Source organism: Gilliamella sp. B14384G12 (assembly GCF_016101825.1).
Taxonomy (GTDB): Bacteria; Pseudomonadota; Gammaproteobacteria; order Enterobacterales; family Orbaceae; genus Gilliamella; species Gilliamella apicola_N.
The window spans coordinates 97,223-115,207 of sequence record NZ_JACFPU010000009.1 but is presented as its reverse complement, the minus strand read 5'-3'; the positions used below and the strand labels follow the sequence as shown (position 1 = coordinate 115,207).

The following is a 17,985-nucleotide window of genomic DNA, read 5'->3' as shown; positions in this document are numbered from 1 at the left end:
ATGGCAAAAAAAATATCGGCATATGCTAAAAATAAACAAGGCGAATATATTTTGAATCAGCATAAACCATCTCAACTTAAAAAATTTTATATTTGGAATGTGTTAAAAATGAAACAAGAATCGCCAGAGGAGTATGAAAAGTTAACTTTTTATAGCACTCAAGCAGATAAGCAGTATAGAGCTAGGATGACACCAGTAAAAAATGGTTTTTTTAGGTATATTGAAAATATGAAAGGAGGTAATAATGAAGATGGAGATAATGAGTCAATTTCTCATTCAACTGCAATATCAGTTTTATCGGAACTCAGTGAGATTACATTTGTTATAGGTAAAAAGAGCTACCAATTAAAATTCACGGAATTTTTTATAGAACCTCGCTTACAATTTGAAAATAGAAATGTCTATTATCCGGATCTAATTGGTTGTTTTTCTTCGGAATGTGATTTATCTGAAAAATGGAATGGAAAAGTTGCCATTGAAGTCGTTGTTAGTCATAAATGTGAACCAAAAAAAATAAAAGATTTTTTTGCACATAACATCCCTATCATAGAAGTCACTCTCACAAAAAAAATGATTTTTTTAAAAGAATTTCAAAATGAAAGTTATGATAGTAAAGATGTAGAAAAATATTATAACTTTTTAAAAACAATATTCAAAAATCAAGTATATGGTAAAATTTTGTCAGATCCTATTTCTGCCAATTATTATGTTGAAGAGTTAAAATTAAAACAAATGGAATTAAATAATATTATAAGTATTAACAAAGAATTGAACGAATTGAATGAATCATATAAATTGGAGCTTGATAATAAACAAACTTCATTAAATGAATTTACAACTAAAATGAATGATTTAATTAGAGAAAATTACAATTTACATAATTTATTAAAACAAAATGAAGAATCGAATAACAAACTAAAAAATAAAATAGAAATAATTGAATCGATGAGCTTTTGGGAAAAACTAAGATATTTATTTAAGTTAGATTGATTTTAATATAAAAAAACATAAACAAAACTCAGTGAAAACACCAATGAAAAACACCCAAAAATTATTACTACTTATCACTCTTAGCTTTCCTATGGTGAGTAGTGCTGACTGTGAAAAATGGATTGATTATTTACTTGAAAAATACCATTCTTCTCGCGAGAGTGATAAGGCAATTTGTAAGATCTGGCCTGCTGATGAAAGTAAAACAATTGTGGTTTTACCGTTTCCTCATGAGATCGAAGGGACAATTTTTTATGATCTTGATGTGTTGCTTGTGGATACGCAAAGTGGTGAATTAATTGCTCATAATTGGCAACAGAATGCGTTTGTTAGTGATGCTATTGAATTAAATAATTTTGAAATCGATACGGCTCGTTATCAACTTAATAATGAATCTCGAGCTTTTGGTGTTCGTGCCAATTCTGCAAATGGTTCTCGTTATGTTCCTATTTCTCAACAAGTAATTAATCTTTATGTGCAACAAAATGAAAAATTGAATCGCATTGTTAACAACTTAATGCTAAATAACTCTGGTGGTGAATGGTATGATTGTGATGGTGAATACAATAGCCGTAATGCTGTTTTACTATTAGGGAAAAATACGACCAATAATTATAAAGATCTGATTGTCTCATATAATGAACAAAAAGAAATTGGTAAAAAAAATAGCGAAGGGGAATGTATTGAAGAGATAACTAAATCAGCAAAAAGAAAATACACATTACATTATAATGGTGTTGAATATCCTTTACCCAAACCAGTATATTAATATCTAAGTAACCAAGATTCTCTACTCCAATCAAAACGTAAAATGGACAGATTCTAGTTTTAATATTCTGTCCTTTATTTTTAATTTCATAATTGATTCTTTTAGAATTTATTTACTTCATATCTTAATACATTAAAACAATTAGTTAACTTAACAGTTATTCTGTGATGGTGATTGAGATCTAGTTCACAATTCTTCTAAATCAAAATTGACTCAGTATGCCAAAATGATAAATTCAATAGTGAATTTGGTGAAATATTCCGTTGGTGCGCCAATAGATACCTCATCAATTCACTATACCCGTTTTATTACTCATATTAAATTTTTTGTAGAACGATTTTATGCCAATAATCAATTACAAGAAGATAATAACGATCTTTATGAACAAATATCCTCACTTTATCCTTATGCAATGCATATTGCAGAGAAAGTAAAACAATACATAGATCAAACTTATCATAGCTCAATATCCGATGATGAGGTGGTCTATTTGGGGATTCACATTAATAGACTAATACGCAATACTAAATAATATATATCACTTAGTTACGTAAAGTTGAGATCTAAATTTTTTACTAAAAAGTTGCTTTTGCTATTATTAGCTTTACCGATATGAATAGGTGATTTTAAAACAGGATATATTCATAAATTGCCATCTAAATAAGGTAGTTATCTTAATGAAATAACGTTATTAAAAAATGTAAACAGTTAAGATGCATTGACTCCTCTAAAGTCATTATTAGTCATGGATACAGTTAGATCAACCCTAGCTCAAGTTCCCCCCGTAAAATCATTTATATAAATCTAAATTAAACAAATCAATCTTTTAATATTATTATTCTACATAATACAATGTATAATCGTTTTAATTAAAATTGATATTATTAATACTCTGATATTTAACATTAATTTATCTAACGGTGTTACTAATTAATTTAAGGAAAGACTATTATTGATAGTTTGATAATATTAAGGAGTTGGAAAGTGTTACATGCAGTTATTAAGAAAAAATGCCATTATCTTTTAAAAGAGCAAAATAATATTAGAATACCTCGAGAAGACATCATTACCTCCACAATATTTGGTCCACTACGTTATTTTGAAGCTAAAGAAATTTATTTTTTCATTACATCTATCGCTGGCATTAAAACTAATTTAATTGATGATAGCAATTTACAGATAAAAGCTAATATTGATTTTTGGCCATCTAAAATAGATACTTTTAATAATGAGCGTAGAAGAACAGAACCTGATATTGTGTTCAATTTCGACGTGAATGACAAAAAGGAAACTTATATATTTGAGTTAAAATGGGGCACTTATTCTTTTTCAGAAGATCAAATTGAAAGAGAGTGGCAGTTTTTTAAATCGCCACAAGAGGGTGGAGCATCTTATTTAATCTATTTAGCTAATTATGTCGATACGTTTAATGCTATTAAAGCCAGTAAAAATAAGAATTGGAAAAGTTTAACGTGGTTAAATTTTTTACATAAAATAAAAGAAATTAAGGATCAAAGTAATATTCAAAAATTACAGTATTATTTAGATGATTTAATCAGCTTTTTGGATTGTTTAGATTTTAGAGCATTTAATTCTTTCACTCATCTAAACCTCAAAATAAATTCTGACTTAAAAATTAATTATCATTTTCGAAATATTGGGGATGATTTAATCAGCTTTTTGGATTGTTTAGATCTCACAACATTTAACGCTTTCACCAATCTAAACCTCAAAATAGATCCTGACTTAAAAATTAATTATCATTTTCGAAATATTGGAACTGATGTATCTTCATCTAACATTTAATTGGAGTGGTCAACAATGGAAAATAATATTACGCGCACACAAGGTATAGCAATTACGAATGCATTAAATGAGTACAAAAAATTCACTGAAGAAGTCGAGGTGTTAAAAAGTACTATTTCAGATAAAATCAAAGCCTATTTTGACAAAAATGCTAAGCAATACAAAATAGATTCGACAAAATACACAACAAAAAAGTCTAACAACGGTTGGTTTTGTGAGTGGACTAGCTTAAGTGTTCCGATTTCAAAGATAAATGCCAAAACAGGAACAGAACCTTATGGCTATTTGAACTTTCAATTATGTTTTAGTGGCGAAACGGTTTTTGATAAATCAATAAGTGAAATGCCATTTCCATTAATTCATATTATTTTTTGGGAAAGTATGGTACATCGAGATTCATATTTTAGATACCCAGTAAGTGAAAGTGAATATTTTGAAGAAGATCATGGTAAATTTATTTTTATTGATGATGAAAATAAATGTGTCTTATCTCTTCTTTACGATGAGCTTCCTAACAATTGTTGGACTTATAGTGTTGAGCTTATGAAAATCAATTCCAAGAATATTGAAGATATATTATTTAAACCAGCTATTGAATTATTGGAAAAAAACCAACTTATCCGAAGTAACAATAAGGCGTTAGATGGTGTTATTATAGAATATCCACCTTTAGAAGAATTTATTATTGAACAAATATAATGAACAAGTAAATTAATAGTAATGAGCTAATTTTTAATTAATAAAACATAGCCATTGCTATTAATAACTAGCCTAAAAGTTGTAATTAATAAAGTTTAATACCCTTTTGTATTTGGAATCGTAAAATATAAAATATTACTGTTTTACCGAAATATTTTTATAAGATTTATATTACGTCTTAATACCTCTCTTTTTTAGATAAGTTTTCTCCTTTATCTGATAACAAATTGTGATATTGATGGTTTTGTGTTAGTTTCTTTGTCATTACCTACTTATCTTTAGTCATTGACTTATCCAAGGTCTGTTTATGCCCAATTCATCTGCTAAAAAAGTCGCTTTTGCTGCTTTTATTGGTACCACAATTGAGTGGTATGATTTTTATATCTATGCGTTAGCATCAGTATTAATTTTTGGTCAGCTTTTTTTTCCGTCTGATAATCAATTTGTGCAAGTTTTGGGAACATTTGCCACCTTTGCGGTCGGTTTTTTATCGCGTCCTTTAGGTGCAATCCTTTTTGGTCATATTGGCGATCGTTTAGGGCGCAAAAAATCGTTAATTATTACTTTACTGTTAATGGGAATTGCGACAACGTGCGTTGGTTTATTACCGTCTTATCAAGAAGCGGGAATTATTGCGCCGATACTGTTAGTTGCATTACGAATTTTACAAGGTGTTGCTGTTGGTGGTGAATGGGGCGGAGCCGTATTAATGGCGAATGAACATGCGCCAAAAGGGCTGAAAAACTTTTTTTCATCGTTTGCCCAGTGGGGTAGCCCTGCGGGTAATATTTTAGCATTGTTGGTTTTTTCTTATATTATTGGTTTACCGATTGATCAGCTAATTAATAATGGCTATTGGCGCATTCCGTTTTTAGCCAGTTTTATTTTATTAATTGTTGGTCTTATTGCTAGGGTTACCTTAACCGAATCACCGGTATTTATCGAATCATGCAAAAAACAAGCAAGCCTGAAACAAAAAGAATCCGCACCAATTATTGATGTGTTTAAACAAGCAACTCCAATATTGGTATTAGCCATTTGTGCCAATGTGCTGTCATTTAGTGGCATATTTTCTAATACGCTAATGATTGGTTATACAACTATGGCTCTCGGCGTTGAAAAAAAGACTATCGTTGATGCGTTATTTTGGATAGCAGTCGTGCACTTTATTGCTCAGCCGTTTATCTCTTATTTTTCAGAAAAGTTTTCAGCAACGCGCTTTTTAATTGTGTCAGCCATTTTGGCTATGGCATCAGTCTTTTTGTTATTCCCGATTATTCAGTCAGGAACTAAAATCAGCTTTATTATTGGTATTTCGTTAAATGTGATTTGTTACAGTGGTTTTTATGGTGTGATAGCGGGTTATTTAAGCCGAATTTTTCCTGCCAGAATTCGCTATACTGGTCTATCGATGAGCTATCAAGGTTGCGCTGCCATATTTGGTAGTCTAATCCCAATGATAGGGGCATACATTATTTATACCTACAAGACTTATTGGTTACCACTCGCCTTATTTTATTGTGGTTTAGCATTGCTATCGATTATAAGTATCTATCTTTTAAGCAAATATCACTATTATGATGAGTAAAAGGCAACTATCTATGAAAACCGTTTTATCAATTCAATCTAATGTCGTGTATGGTTATGCGGGTAACAAAGTTGCTACATTAGCCATGCAATTACAAGGCGTTGAAGTCATGCCCATCCACACAGTGCAACTATCGAGTAATACGGTTTATCCCGATTATGATGGTATTGTACTGGGTGCTCAGCAAATTACTCGAATAGTAAACAGCTTAGAAAAAATCGGCGTTCTAAACTCAATTGATGCCATCATATCAGGATATATCGGCCTTGCCGAACAGGGTGAAGAGATCCTCGAAGCGGTAAAAAAAATAAAATACTATAACCCAAATGCCATCTATGTGTGCGATCCCGTAATGGGAGGAGACATTAATAAAGGCAGTTCGCTACCGCAAAATATAATTGATTTCTTTACTAAGCAGGCTATCAAACACGCAGACTATATCACACCCAATTTATTAGAATTGCAGTTATTGTCGAATATCGAAATTAAGACGTTTAGCGATGTACAAATGGCAATCAAAAAGCTACAAAACAAACCTATCCAAGCCGTATTAGTCAAAAACTTAGTTCATGCAGGCAAAACTACAGAATTGTTTGAAATGATTTTAGCTACACCATCACAAAGCTATCATCTTGCCCGACCATTATATGATTTTCCTTATCGTCCATTAGGTGTTGGGGATTTAATTTGCAGTTTGTTCACAGCCCATTTAGTTAATGGCAAATCACAACTAAACGCCTTTGAATTGGCCGCTAACGCTGCAAATCATGTATTAGCTGTGACAAAACAAAAAGATGCACGAGAACTGGCAATCATTGATGCTCAAGAGTGGATTAAACAGCCCGATTTACAGTACCGTGCAATAATGTTATAAAAAAACAACTTCCAATTAAAATTATATTTAAGTTATCAATATAATTAATTGAAAATTAAAAAAATATATTAATTATGATTTAAGAATGGTTGATAATATGAAAGGTAAAATAGTCAGTATAAGTTTAATTGCAATCGCTTGGTTAGGAGCGGTCAGTACCGCCAATGGCTACGAAATTGATTGCCCAGCTAAAATCAACATCAAATTTGATCATCCCGAGCTTGAAAATATTCCTGAGGGCTGGCAAGTTTCGGATAAAAAAGATCGTAGTCTTGCGCTCAGTAGTCTTGGTGTTCATTCTGATGAACCGGTTAAATTATTTCAGTTAAAGCCTGAAATTGGAATTATTAATGGCAAAAAACATGATATCACTTGGCAAGTCAACTCGGTCTATGATGAAGGTGGCAACTACGTTAGTTGTAGCTATAATGGCGATGAAGTCCAATTGGTCAAAAAAATCGATTCATCGATGAAAAGCTGCTGGGCGGATTATTCAAATGATAAAAACCAAGCCATAAAAGTCAAACTTATCTGTAGTACGAGTGAATTGCAAAAGGTAAAATAAATCTGGTTTCTTAATTTTAAATGCTTTGAATTTAAGTATCTTCAATAGTGTTTGTTATGCTTAGTCAGTTTGATATTCATCTTATCGTTTTATAAAATCGGAAAATTATTTAGCATATTTTAATAACATTTAGCTGTAGTTAATTAAGCCGATAATTTGGGTTGACCTGATCGATTAGATCTATGTGTTAAGGGAATAAATAACATAAACGCTAATCTATCATTGATCAATTCGCCCGCTTTGTTGTTCTTGTGTTGGATTATGTGACCTACATTTTCCGTATATTATTGATTCAAATATCTTTCCTCGATCATCAATTAGTCTACCTGTAATCACATAAGGATCACCAATAGGATATTTAATCTTTTTGTGATGCGTTGTATAAAGACCAAAATCAATTGTAATTATTGCACTTTGCAAACAATTTAAATTCATTTTTTTCTTATTTAATAAGCGGTCAAGTTTTGAGTGATATTCAGATATAATTTGATAAAAATTTGCTTCTTCAGGTTCAATAATCTGATTTAATAAATCAAATTTTAATGATTGAACATTGTTATATTTTGCAAATCGATATAATACACCTAATGCCCAATATCCCTGTAAATCATTATTTCGGCTGTTAAAGCTATTTACTATTCCTAGTATTACATCAATAAGTTCTTTATGATGCCCCATATTAATTTATCTTCTTTTGGTAAAACATTAATCCGCTGTAACACTAATTGTTTAAAGGTTTAATTGGAAAAGTCATCTAATTGATTAAGCTAATAACAATTTTAGTGATTCAATTCCTATCCTTTAAAATAGCATAAAGCAATAATGCAATAATATACTTTTTTATTAATATATAAGTCATATATCCTGTCATCATCTACAAAACAATGTCTAATACTTTTATTTTCTTTGATTAGAAATTTATCTATTAATAAAAATAATATGATTTTTGGGTACTATGTTTTTCTTATATTTAAAGTGGATGGATTTCTCTAATTTTTGTAAAAATTATTCAGGAGTCTATACCGTTTCATCTTAAATCGTTAACATAATTTAAAACAAAAAATTTTTATATTTGATTTTATTGTTTATTATTCAATTATTTGTCTTATCAAGCCTCGATCCAATTTTAATAAATTTTGCCCATTTAAATATTATTAACTAAATAGAATATTCAGCACTAATTCAGCTAGTTTATTCAAGACTTTCTTATTTTTCCGTTTTATACTGTGGACTTTGATTTGATTTTGTATCAATCAATACGTCAAAAGAAATTACTATTTTTAACATGTGTATTTATTTGGTATTGGAAATTTTTCTGTAAAATGATGTGATTGCTAACTTGGAATCTGTTGATGCGGGAAATAATTTTAGCTATACAAACAATTATTTAGCTAAAACAAGATTTGCAACGTAGAGAAGGTCTTTGGTCACACAAAATGATTTCACAAGAAGAAATTGACCATGCACGGTAAGACGTTGCCATTGCAACAACAAATGATTTAGATATTGTTAAGAATAAATTGGCATTAACAATGCATTGCTTATAGAAACTCCACTACTTGAACAACCCAGCGTTCAACAAGCTATCTATAAATTAAAAAACAGATTGAAAGCTTAGGATTGTATGTTGATATTAATAAAAACACCTATATACCATTTATCCGTTAATTAAATAAAATGCGAGATATCATGGATCATTTTCAACAATTTGAATTAAAACAAATAGAAAATGACCTTGTCCTTGAAATAGGTGATATAAGATACTTCACTACAATTTTTCTGAAAACTTAGCGTTTATATTGATAATAAAATAAATAACAGAAATCAATCAGCTTACGAAAATTTAATGGCAATAGAAGATGAAATTAATAATTAATTTCTATATGTTATTTACTACAATTTATGTTGTTGATTTTTTAACATTTTATAACTAAAATTTTTCGGCGTATATTTCATTATCAATATAAATTAAATTTTAGATTGATATTTATGACTAAACACTATTTGAGTAATAATGAACAAAAGTATCTTAATACTTTTATGAAAAAAATTCCTGGACGATGTACAGAAGCGGTAATTAACTTAAAAAAAACGAAGAAAGCTTCATTTGAAGAAGTGTATTTTTTAGTTCGTATAATGACGATTTTTGACTATATAAGCTTAGTTGAGGAAAAAGGAAAGACTAGGAATGATATTAGGTTTAAAACTTTTTATAAAGGTCATGCTGTTTATATAAGGCCTCACTATAAAGTTGAAAATATAAATCCTAAAAGTCAAGATTGGTCTATTGATTTTGTATTAACGATTCACCGAATTATTAATAATAAGGAAATATTTATAGACTCATTGGGCATTGAATATGATGGACATCCTTCTCATTTCACGCCAGATAGACTACTTTCTGATAGAAAAAGAGATATTCAAATATTAATTAAAGAGCATGTTAATTTATTACGGATAACAAAAGATATTGTGACAGAATCTTTTATTGAAATAGAAAAAGCAATTTTTAGTTTTTTTGATAGAAAAATTTCTATTATTGATGAAGTTCAATCTAAAACGTTATCGTATGTTAATTCTCTTGAAGATATCCCAACATTAACGACATGCCAACTTTGTAATGGTATTGGACGTTTAAACTTTCAAGATTGCCCTATATGCCATAATATGGGGAGCACTCCTGAGAATCAAAAAATAGAACTATCTGAATTTGAAATTTTTACTTGCGGAAAATGTGGCGGAATAACCTCTAATGATTGCGAGTTCTGTGCTGGTGAAGGTAAGGTGACAAGGGAAATTGCTTTAAGTATGACATGATTAAAGATTACTCTTAAATAGATATCGATATAACTCGTTTTTCCAGCATTTAGGTTATAGTCACGATATAACTTATTTAAAGCAATTTTTGTTTCATATTTTGTAATACTTTTTTCACATTTAAAAATCTAAATCCTCCTAAAATTGAGATATATCCCGTAATTATCTCTGCACTTCTATATTATTTATAATGTTTTTTCAATTTGCATTAGTTTAGCCTTTATACTGCATATTGATACGCTAGTTATTCAACCTCAGTTATTACAACGAGCATTTGGTTATACGGTATCATCTTTGTATGTTTAATCAGGCTTGTGTTGTTTGTGAGTTCATCAATTAAAAATAATTAAATTAACTTAAACGATTTTTTCTGGTATTGTGTTGGTAATTTATACAAAATATTGATAAATATACGTCAAATTTACAATGAGTGAATTTTTTATAAACAGTATTTAAGCCAAGTTATTTAAGGGGGTATGTAATTTGTTACCTGATAATTCATTGATTAAATTATATGAACAAAGTACAGCAAATTTGTATTTCTTTTATAACATCGTAACTGATAAACATAGCCATCCTTCTTTACAATTGACCATATCATTACATGATATTCTAATCACCCTTGAAACCGATGATGAAAATCATCATGGATTTGGTTTTATTATTCGATCTAATATTCCTCATAAATTGAATACCAACAAAACTTGCGTTCTCAATTTTTTAGTTGAGCCTGAAGCACCATTTTTTAATTTATTATCTGACTTTACTAAAGTTAACCCTGTTTATCTGATATCTAAAAAACAATCTTTAATTCTTGCGCAATATTTTATTCATTCTGTCAAAAATAAGTGCTTATTCGATATTCAGCATATTGCTAATTTGTTGCACGGCTCTAAAACAGATTGTCGTTATCAACAAGATAATCGAATTGTTAAGGCAACATCGATAATTTCCACCTTACCGATTAAACTTATTTCTTCAAAAGAACTGGCTGCAAAAGTTCATCTTTCCGAAAGTCATTTTTTACACATATTTCGCGCTAAATTAGGTATTAATTTTCGGGGTTATCTTTTATGGAAAAGGCTACGAGATGCCACTAATAATCTTGAGTCAAAATCAAACCTAACAACATTGGCTAATGATAAGGGATTTGCCGACGTTGCACATTTCAGCCGAACTTGCTTATCAAGTTTTGGATTAAGACCATCAGAACTTAAACGGGCGTTAATGCCTGAAGACAAAAGTAATGAGATAACCTCAATAGATTGCTTTAACAGTGATCACCTTCAAGAAGAGTTTAAAATTATACCAATATTAGGATAACTCTTTATTTAAGATGAAAAGAATAAGATTCTAATTACATACATTAAACATCTATCTTTATCTTTAAATCAAAATTTTTGTAAAAATTATTCAGGAGTCTATACCGTTTCATTTTAAATTGTTAAAAGAATTTAAAACGAAAGTTTTTTTATAATACGTTTGAACAAACATCCGCTTTTTTGATTAGCTATTATTAATAATCTTATGACTAACTAATCTAAATCCATAAATAAACAAGTTTCCCACCTTGTGGTATTAGTGGTGGGCTATTGCAAAGTGTATTTATCCAAATAATAGTAAATAAAAAAAATTTTAAATTAGTTAGTTTTTTATGTATAAATTTAGATTACTAATAATTTAATTTTCAATTAACTTCTGTCCATAACCCATAATTTTATCTTCTTTTATTTCATATTTTAATTTCCATTTTAGATTCAGTTCTTCCATTATTTTTTGATTTAAGGTGGTATTATCAAAATATTGGTTTTTTCCTATAAATAAATTTGAAAAAAGATTTTCGTTTGTTGGATCTTGTTCTATAACTTTAAATAGATGATATAAATAATCTATTGCTAGATCAGTTATTTGATTACATAACAAACTATATTTATCGTCTAGTGAAAACTCTTTAGTTTTTAATAATTTGATTAATAAACTATAGCAAATTTGTCTAAATCCTATTGTTTTTGTCTTATGTTCAACGCACAACTGTTTGATTATTTCTTTTTGTTCATCGGTATTATGTTCATAATATTCTGTTTTTGTTAAATAAAGTAGTTCATTACGACTGAATTCATTTTTTAAAATATTCTTTTCTAATTCTGTTAGGTAATTTTTATTATTAATCGAACTTGGTTTACTTATTAACTCTAATAATGGAAACTTTTCATTCATATATTTTTTCGAAAATAGACTGATGAACCCGTCACGATTATGAATAATAAATTCTTGAACATGATCTGGATAATTTTTTCTTATAAAATTTAAATCTTGTTCTTCTTCCAAAACGATAGCTTTAAGCTGAATCAGAATTGATATATTTTCTTTACTAAGCTCTTTACAATCGAAGTTAGGATAATATCTACCATTAAACCATGCAATTAACATACTGTATTTATCAGGATTTAATTTAGTATTAAGGATTATTTGTCTAAAGAATAAATTTAGATCATCTTCATCTGATATTAATTTTTCTAAATCAGCCTGTTGTGGTGATATAATTTTATTACTATTGTTAATAAAATCGGCTAGTTGATCATTGATTCTTCTATCCTTTTCATCTTCATCTTCATCTTCATCTTCCAATTCATAATTAAAGAAATAGTGGACAATATTCTCGGCTGAATATTCTATTTTTTGCTTTTCAAGTAGTATATCCCAAACACCTTTATCGGTTACTTGTTCCAATAATTTAATGGTTAATGAAATTTTATTTATATAAGATGTTTTAATAGATGAATGAATACTCTTATGATTTAAAATAAATAATATAATATCTTCGTTATGATCAATTATTGGGATATCTGATTCAACAATAAATAAAACTATTAATGCAGGATTACTTTGAAAATATACTTTAATTGGCGCATCATCACTTAATGACAATATAGTTTCTATAATGTGAGAATCGAAATTGGTTAGATTATATTTGTTTTCTAATATATATTTTACATTAACATAATTTAATTCATAGTGATTGTTTGCTTCGACTAATGCTAAGAGTTCTGGGGTTGAATGCTCAATTTGTTTGAATTGAATATCCATTCTTTTAAAAGCATTCGTTATTTTTTGTTTATTATCCAATAACTGAAAAATCGTATTCCATTCATCATCAATACACAAAAAATCAGTTAAGCATTCAATAAACGCTTTTAGTGCAGCATGTCCATTCATTTTTTCTAATTCTATTGGTTGATTATGAATAAATGAAAGATATAGATAAAGCCGTTGGTCAAGCATATAGATAGATGCCCATATATTCCATAATTGAATATTTATTTGTTTTACAAATAAACATAAATATTCAGGTTGATATTTTGTATTGTTATTTATTAATAAAGTATAAGATCTTGCCAAATATTCATTAATAAAATCAACTGGATAAGTTGATTTAAATAAAATGATAAATTGAGATAAATCCCTTATTTTGTTTGTCGCTAAAATATGATCAAGTAAGGAGAAATTTAACACAGCCGGCTCGTTAAACTTACTTGAATTATCGGCATTTAATCTTTTTAGTACTATCTCCGGTTTTTTTAATTCAAGCTGCCAGTCATTTAGTATTCGCTCGTTAATATTACGCAAAAATAGCATATCATTTTGTGGTAACCCTTGTTCATCATAGAAGCTCGTATAATCATTATAATTCTCATCAATATAGCCTTGAATAATGAGTGTGCGTAAAAGCGGGAAATAACATGAAGATGCTAATTTTTCATATTCAGATTTATATTGTTTATGCTCTATTTTCTCTTCTTTATCGGTTATCTGGTCGTAAATATGATCTTTAAACAAAGTATCTATAGTAGTATTATTATCTTGCTTAATCTTAATAATTTCAGAAATTTTATTAGGTGATTTTAATTGTAATTTTTCTTTTTCTAATTCTCTAATTTCTGCTAAAAGTGTTGATTTATTATTTTTTTGAATAATTTTGAGTTCTTTTTTTCTTCTCTTATATTCGCTGTTGTGCTCAAGATTTTTGAGATGTTCTTCATAATTAATCTCAATCTTATTTCTAAAAAAATCTTGCTTTGTGATTTTATAGTTATTTTTTTTTGCATTAAAAATCAATTCTTTTATATTTAAATCATAAACTGTTGTTCCGTCATCAAATTGATAGTCACTGTAACCAAATTGGAATGGAAGTTTGATATATAAAGCTTTTAACTCATCAATACTTTCCAAATGGTTCATATCTATCTTTTTAATTATGTCTTTTTTGGATTGAATTGCCTTATCTAATTGTTCAATTTGAGTTTGATAAATAGAATTTCTTTGTTTTATTAAAGATTCAATAATTCGATGAACAACGCCTTGTCCTAAACCCAAGCGCGTTAAAGAATAATCTTCTGGAAAAATATTTTTATAAACAATAATGGCTAATAATTTTTCTTTTTTAAACCAACTGGCTTGGTGGGGTAATTTTTTCTTATAAATGATATATTCGTTACAAATATTTTTAATGAGCCTAATATCATCTAAATATAATGATAAAGTGTCCAAAAAAGATATTGAAAAATCACTATAAATATTTTTACTTTTAAATAGCTCATTCATTTTTCCTAATGAATTGGAGTTATCTATAACGGGGACGATAGGTAAAATATAATCAAAAAACTTAGTACGTTCCTTTGATTCAAAAATTTCATCTTTAATTAGATAGATAAATTTGATTGGTTTTCCCTTTTGTTCTTTCTTGTGATTTTTCTGTCTTTTATTATAAATATAATTTAATTCTCTTAATTTACTGAGTATCAAATTATCATCATAACGGTCGATATCTTCAAAAACGATAAAATCTAATTTTGATTTATCTAAGATATAAATAATCTCATCCAAATATTTATCAAAGTAAGAAACATCACATTCTGATGATGATATATCAAGCTCACTCTCAAAAATTTTTAGCTTTCTAATAAGATTTTTACTATTTTGGAGATCAATTATTTTATAAAAAATAAAAGTTATCAGAGCAAATGACAAACCAATAAATACCAAAGTATACTCTTCAAAAATTTTGTTAAATAATGTTGCATTCATGTATATAAAACAACAAAAAAACACAGAAATAATGCAAGCCCAAAATATTTTAATTAACTTGTTTGACTCAGTTTTTACTTTAAAATCTGTGTATGGAATTTGCTTTGGATCGATTTGATGAATAAGTTGGTTGATAATTTTTCTTTCTAACATTAATTCATCATTAAAAGTGAATTCATTATCTGGGTTTTGGTTTTCTATTTTTGACTTTAGATTAGGTGAAAAATAAGAAAGAGAAATGTGAATACCTTTAATTTTTTTCTTTTCAAGGCGTTTTTCTTCATAAGTCTTAAATACACTGCTTTTCCCTGAAGCATAAGGTCCACTAATAGCAATGTTCATCAAATCATCTTCTTTGAATATAAAATCGAGCGCTTCGTTATAACCTATCATTTCATCAGGCGAAAGAGTCGTTGGCGTGAGTTTTTCAAAGGTGATATTTTCTTGTGCTTGAGCTAATTGCTTTGCTCCATTTTGATTATCTACCATTCTCCATTCCTTGCAATAATTTTTTCATTCAATCATTTCATTTATAAAACGTATTATTATTTTAAGTTAACAATATTCAATTATTTTAGTTTTAACATCTTATAAAATCACTCAAAAAACAATATAGCATATTTTTATTTATACTGAGCAGTGATTAACCAAAACCGATAATGTTACTGATATTTTTTATTTGCGCATCTTTTAGTTATTATAAATTCTAGCAATAATCATTTAACCTTTTGTTTGGTTTAGTATGATTCTTATCTTTAAACTCAACTCTTCTCTCTTTTACCATTTAAACTCCACAATTTGTAAAAATTATTCAGGAGTCTATACCGTTTCATTGCAATTTTTTTTAATAGTTTCCGTGTTATTAGGCTGTTTTTAGTTAAGTTAATTAGTATTTATAACCCTTGAAGATAAATCTCACGTCTTTGGTGCTGAATTGATATGTCATGGTAATTTTTTTAATAATTTTGGGTTTATCATTTTTGGCATAAAAAATGCATTCCTTAGTTATCATTAATAGATGAGGAATGGTTAAAATGGAAAAGAAATATAAAGTTAAGCTGTTATTAAGTATGTTGCTCGTGAGTGGCTTGTGTCAGGCGGAACCGTTGCCTTTTTCTGAAACAGGTAAATATTGTGAGACGCCTTCTCGATGTCTTAATCCAATCACTACCCATGTTATGGTGACTTCGCCAAATTATTTAGCAACTCAAGCAGGTCTGGATATGTTGCATCAAGGTGGTAATGCGGTTGATGCTGCTATTGCGGTTGCTTCGACATTAGCGGTTGTTTATCCACAAATGAATACTATTGGCGGTGATAATTTTTGGATAATTTATAACTCAAAAACCAAAGAAATTAAGGGATTAAATGCCAGCGGGCGATCGGGTAGTCTGGCGACGATTGCATTTTATAAGCAACAAGGGTTAGATAAAATTCCGTCGCGTGGTTATTTGGCTGCTAATACCGTCCCTGGCGTGGTTTCTGGTTGGGATGAAGCTTATCAGTATGCATCAAAAAGTATGAATAACTCTTTACCGTGGAATAAGTTGTTTGATTCGGCAATCAATTATGCTGAACATGGATTTGCCGTTTCACCGAGTTTAAATTATTGGTCTACAGTCAATATTGATACTAAGGATAAAGAGTTTCGCGATCTTAAGCGTTTTGATGAGTTTAAAAAAGTATTTTTAAAAAACGATGGTGAAGTCTATCAAATCGGCGAAATTCTCAAACAACCTGATTTAGCAACTTCATTAAAGTCTATTGCCAATGACGGTGCAACGGTATTTTATCGTGGCAATATTGCTCACAAAATTGTTGATGATTTAAAGCGTCATGGCGGAGTGTTGACCTTAGAGGATTTTGCTAACCATAAAGCAACATGGGTTTCTCCTATTCATGTTAATTATCGACAGTATACGGCTTATAATTTGCCTCCTAATACACAAGGAATGGCTTCTTTAGAGATTCTTAATATATTAAATAATTTTGATGTTAAATCATTAGGCGAAGGCAGTGCTGATTATTATCATTTAATCATTGAGGCGACCAAGCAAGCGTTTGCCGATCGTGATAAATATTTGACGGATCCTGATTTTAACCCTATCCCGCTTGAGTTTTTATTATCCTCTCAGCATGGTCAACAGCAAGCTAAACAGATTGATATGCAAACTGCACGTATCGATATTAAACCCTTAGATCCAAAAGGGGATACAGTTTGGTTTGGCGTTGTTGATGCACAAGGGAATGCGGTTTCTATCATTCAGAGTATTTATCATGATTTTGGTTCAGGAATTGTCGCCAAAGATACCGGAATTTTACTGCAAAACAGAGGGAGCTTTTTTTCACTCGATCCTAATCATATTAATCGTTTAGAGCCGAATAAACGAACCTTTCATACCTTAAATCCAGCCATGTTATTTAAAGAGGGTGCACCGTATCTGGTTTATGGCACTATGGGAGGAGAAGGGCAACCACAAACTCAAGCGGCCATTGTCACGCGAATTGTCGATTTTAATTTGTCTCCTCAAGATGCCATTAATGCACCAAGATGGTTACATGGGCGAACTTGGGGAGCATCATCCAATGATCTTAAAATAGAAGGGCGAGTCGCTAAAAATATTATTGATACTCTTAAATCGCGTGGACATAATGTGAAAGTCGTTGATGATTATACCGATACCATGGGGCATGCAGGTGCAATTTTAATTGATGCCGATAATCATCGATTAATGGGTGCAACCGATCCTCGTGGTGATGGCTTGGCTGCGGGTTATTAATGATTGATTAAA

The 17,985-nt window shown here is 29.4% G+C and carries 13 protein-coding genes; 11 read left to right on the top strand and 2 right to left on the bottom strand.

The window, feature by feature from the left end; translation table 11 throughout:
- The 8 genes from H3S73_RS10095 to H3S73_RS10060 all read left to right on the top strand — a co-directional run bounded on the left by H3S73_RS10095 (position 1) and on the right by H3S73_RS10060 (position 7,291).
- The gene (locus tag H3S73_RS10095) at positions 1 to 990 is read left to right on the top strand and encodes a hypothetical protein (protein ID WP_198236478.1); all 990 of its coding nucleotides are present in this window, start codon (positions 1 to 3) and stop codon (positions 988 to 990) included.
- 43 nt (positions 991 to 1,033) lie between these two features.
- The gene (locus tag H3S73_RS10090; RefSeq protein ID WP_198236479.1) at positions 1,034 to 1,759 is read left to right on the top strand and encodes a hypothetical protein; all 726 of its coding nucleotides are present in this window, start codon (positions 1,034 to 1,036) and stop codon (positions 1,757 to 1,759) included.
- 226 nt (positions 1,760 to 1,985) lie between these two features.
- Entirely contained in the window at positions 1,986 to 2,291 is a 306-nt protein-coding gene (locus H3S73_RS10085; RefSeq protein WP_198236480.1) for a PRD domain-containing protein, read from the top strand.
- A 452-nt stretch (positions 2,292 to 2,743) separates the two neighbouring features.
- The gene (locus H3S73_RS10080) at positions 2,744 to 3,565 is read left to right on the top strand and encodes a hypothetical protein (RefSeq protein WP_198236481.1); all 822 of its coding nucleotides are present in this window, start codon (positions 2,744 to 2,746) and stop codon (positions 3,563 to 3,565) included.
- A 15-nt stretch (positions 3,566 to 3,580) separates the two neighbouring features.
- Entirely contained in the window at positions 3,581 to 4,264 is a 684-nt protein-coding gene (locus tag H3S73_RS10075; RefSeq protein ID WP_198236482.1) for a hypothetical protein, read from the top strand.
- A 307-nt stretch (positions 4,265 to 4,571) separates the two neighbouring features.
- Positions 4,572 to 5,852 carry an MFS transporter gene (locus H3S73_RS10070; protein WP_198236483.1) on the top strand — a complete coding sequence of 427 codons (1,281 nt, stop codon included), beginning with the start codon at positions 4,572 to 4,574 and terminating at the stop codon, positions 5,850 to 5,852.
- A gap of 13 nt (positions 5,853 to 5,865) precedes the next feature.
- Entirely contained in the window at positions 5,866 to 6,726 is an 861-nt protein-coding gene (gene pdxY / locus H3S73_RS10065; protein WP_198236484.1) for a pyridoxal kinase PdxY, read from the top strand.
- A 97-nt stretch (positions 6,727 to 6,823) separates the two neighbouring features.
- Positions 6,824 to 7,291: an STY0301 family protein gene (locus tag H3S73_RS10060; RefSeq protein WP_198236485.1), complete on the top strand. Its 468-nt coding sequence runs from the start codon at positions 6,824 to 6,826 to the stop codon at positions 7,289 to 7,291.
- Positions 7,292 to 7,510: 219 nt separating this feature from the next.
- Here H3S73_RS10060 and H3S73_RS10055 read toward each other — a convergent pair whose 3' ends face one another.
- Positions 7,511 to 7,969, bottom strand: a complete 459-nt coding sequence (locus H3S73_RS10055) for a hypothetical protein (RefSeq protein WP_198236486.1) — start codon at positions 7,967 to 7,969, stop codon at positions 7,511 to 7,513.
- 1,311 nt (positions 7,970 to 9,280) lie between these two features.
- Here H3S73_RS10055 and H3S73_RS10050 point away from each other — a divergent pair.
- Positions 9,281 to 10,108 carry a hypothetical protein gene (locus H3S73_RS10050; RefSeq protein ID WP_198236487.1) on the top strand — a complete coding sequence of 276 codons (828 nt, stop codon included), beginning with the start codon at positions 9,281 to 9,283 and terminating at the stop codon, positions 10,106 to 10,108.
- 483 nt (positions 10,109 to 10,591) lie between these two features.
- Positions 10,592 to 11,431 (top strand): helix-turn-helix domain-containing protein, encoded by an 840-nt coding sequence (locus H3S73_RS10045; protein ID WP_198236488.1) that lies wholly within the window; start codon positions 10,592 to 10,594, stop codon positions 11,429 to 11,431.
- Between the two features lie 357 nt (positions 11,432 to 11,788).
- On the opposite strand, the gene H3S73_RS10040 is transcribed toward H3S73_RS10045, so the two are convergent.
- Positions 11,789 to 15,682 carry a hypothetical protein gene (locus tag H3S73_RS10040; RefSeq protein ID WP_198236489.1) on the bottom strand — a complete coding sequence of 1,298 codons (3,894 nt, stop codon included), beginning with the start codon at positions 15,680 to 15,682 and terminating at the stop codon, positions 11,789 to 11,791.
- A 545-nt stretch (positions 15,683 to 16,227) separates the two neighbouring features.
- Between H3S73_RS10040 and ggt the strand changes: the two genes are divergently transcribed.
- A complete protein-coding gene (ggt, locus tag H3S73_RS10035; RefSeq protein WP_198236490.1) occupies positions 16,228 to 17,973 on the top strand; it encodes a gamma-glutamyltransferase in 1,746 nt (581 codons plus the stop codon).
- The last annotated feature ends 12 nt before the right edge of the window (positions 17,974 to 17,985 follow it).

Bases quoted from the DNA above. Each gene is read 5' to 3' on its own strand.
- pdxY (WP_198236484.1), top strand. From the start codon at position 5,866: ATGAAAACCGTTTTATCAATTCAATCTAATGTCGTGTATGGTTATGCG.
- H3S73_RS10040 (WP_198236489.1), bottom strand. From the start codon at position 15,682: ATGGTAGATAATCAAAATGGAGCAAAGCAATTAGCTCAAGCACAAGAA.
- ggt (WP_198236490.1), top strand. From the start codon at position 16,228: ATGGAAAAGAAATATAAAGTTAAGCTGTTATTAAGTATGTTGCTCGTG.
- H3S73_RS10095 (WP_198236478.1), top strand. From the start codon at position 1: ATGGCAAAAAAAATATCGGCATATGCTAAAAATAAACAAGGCGAATAT.
- H3S73_RS10070 (WP_198236483.1), top strand. From the start codon at position 4,572: ATGCCCAATTCATCTGCTAAAAAAGTCGCTTTTGCTGCTTTTATTGGT.
- H3S73_RS10075 (WP_198236482.1), top strand. From the start codon at position 3,581: ATGGAAAATAATATTACGCGCACACAAGGTATAGCAATTACGAATGCA.
- H3S73_RS10085 (WP_198236480.1), top strand. From the start codon at position 1,986: ATGATAAATTCAATAGTGAATTTGGTGAAATATTCCGTTGGTGCGCCA.
- H3S73_RS10090 (WP_198236479.1), top strand. From the start codon at position 1,034: ATGAAAAACACCCAAAAATTATTACTACTTATCACTCTTAGCTTTCCT.
- H3S73_RS10060 (WP_198236485.1), top strand. From the start codon at position 6,824: ATGAAAGGTAAAATAGTCAGTATAAGTTTAATTGCAATCGCTTGGTTA.
- H3S73_RS10050 (WP_198236487.1), top strand. From the start codon at position 9,281: ATGACTAAACACTATTTGAGTAATAATGAACAAAAGTATCTTAATACT.
- H3S73_RS10055 (WP_198236486.1), bottom strand. From the start codon at position 7,969: ATGGGGCATCATAAAGAACTTATTGATGTAATACTAGGAATAGTAAAT.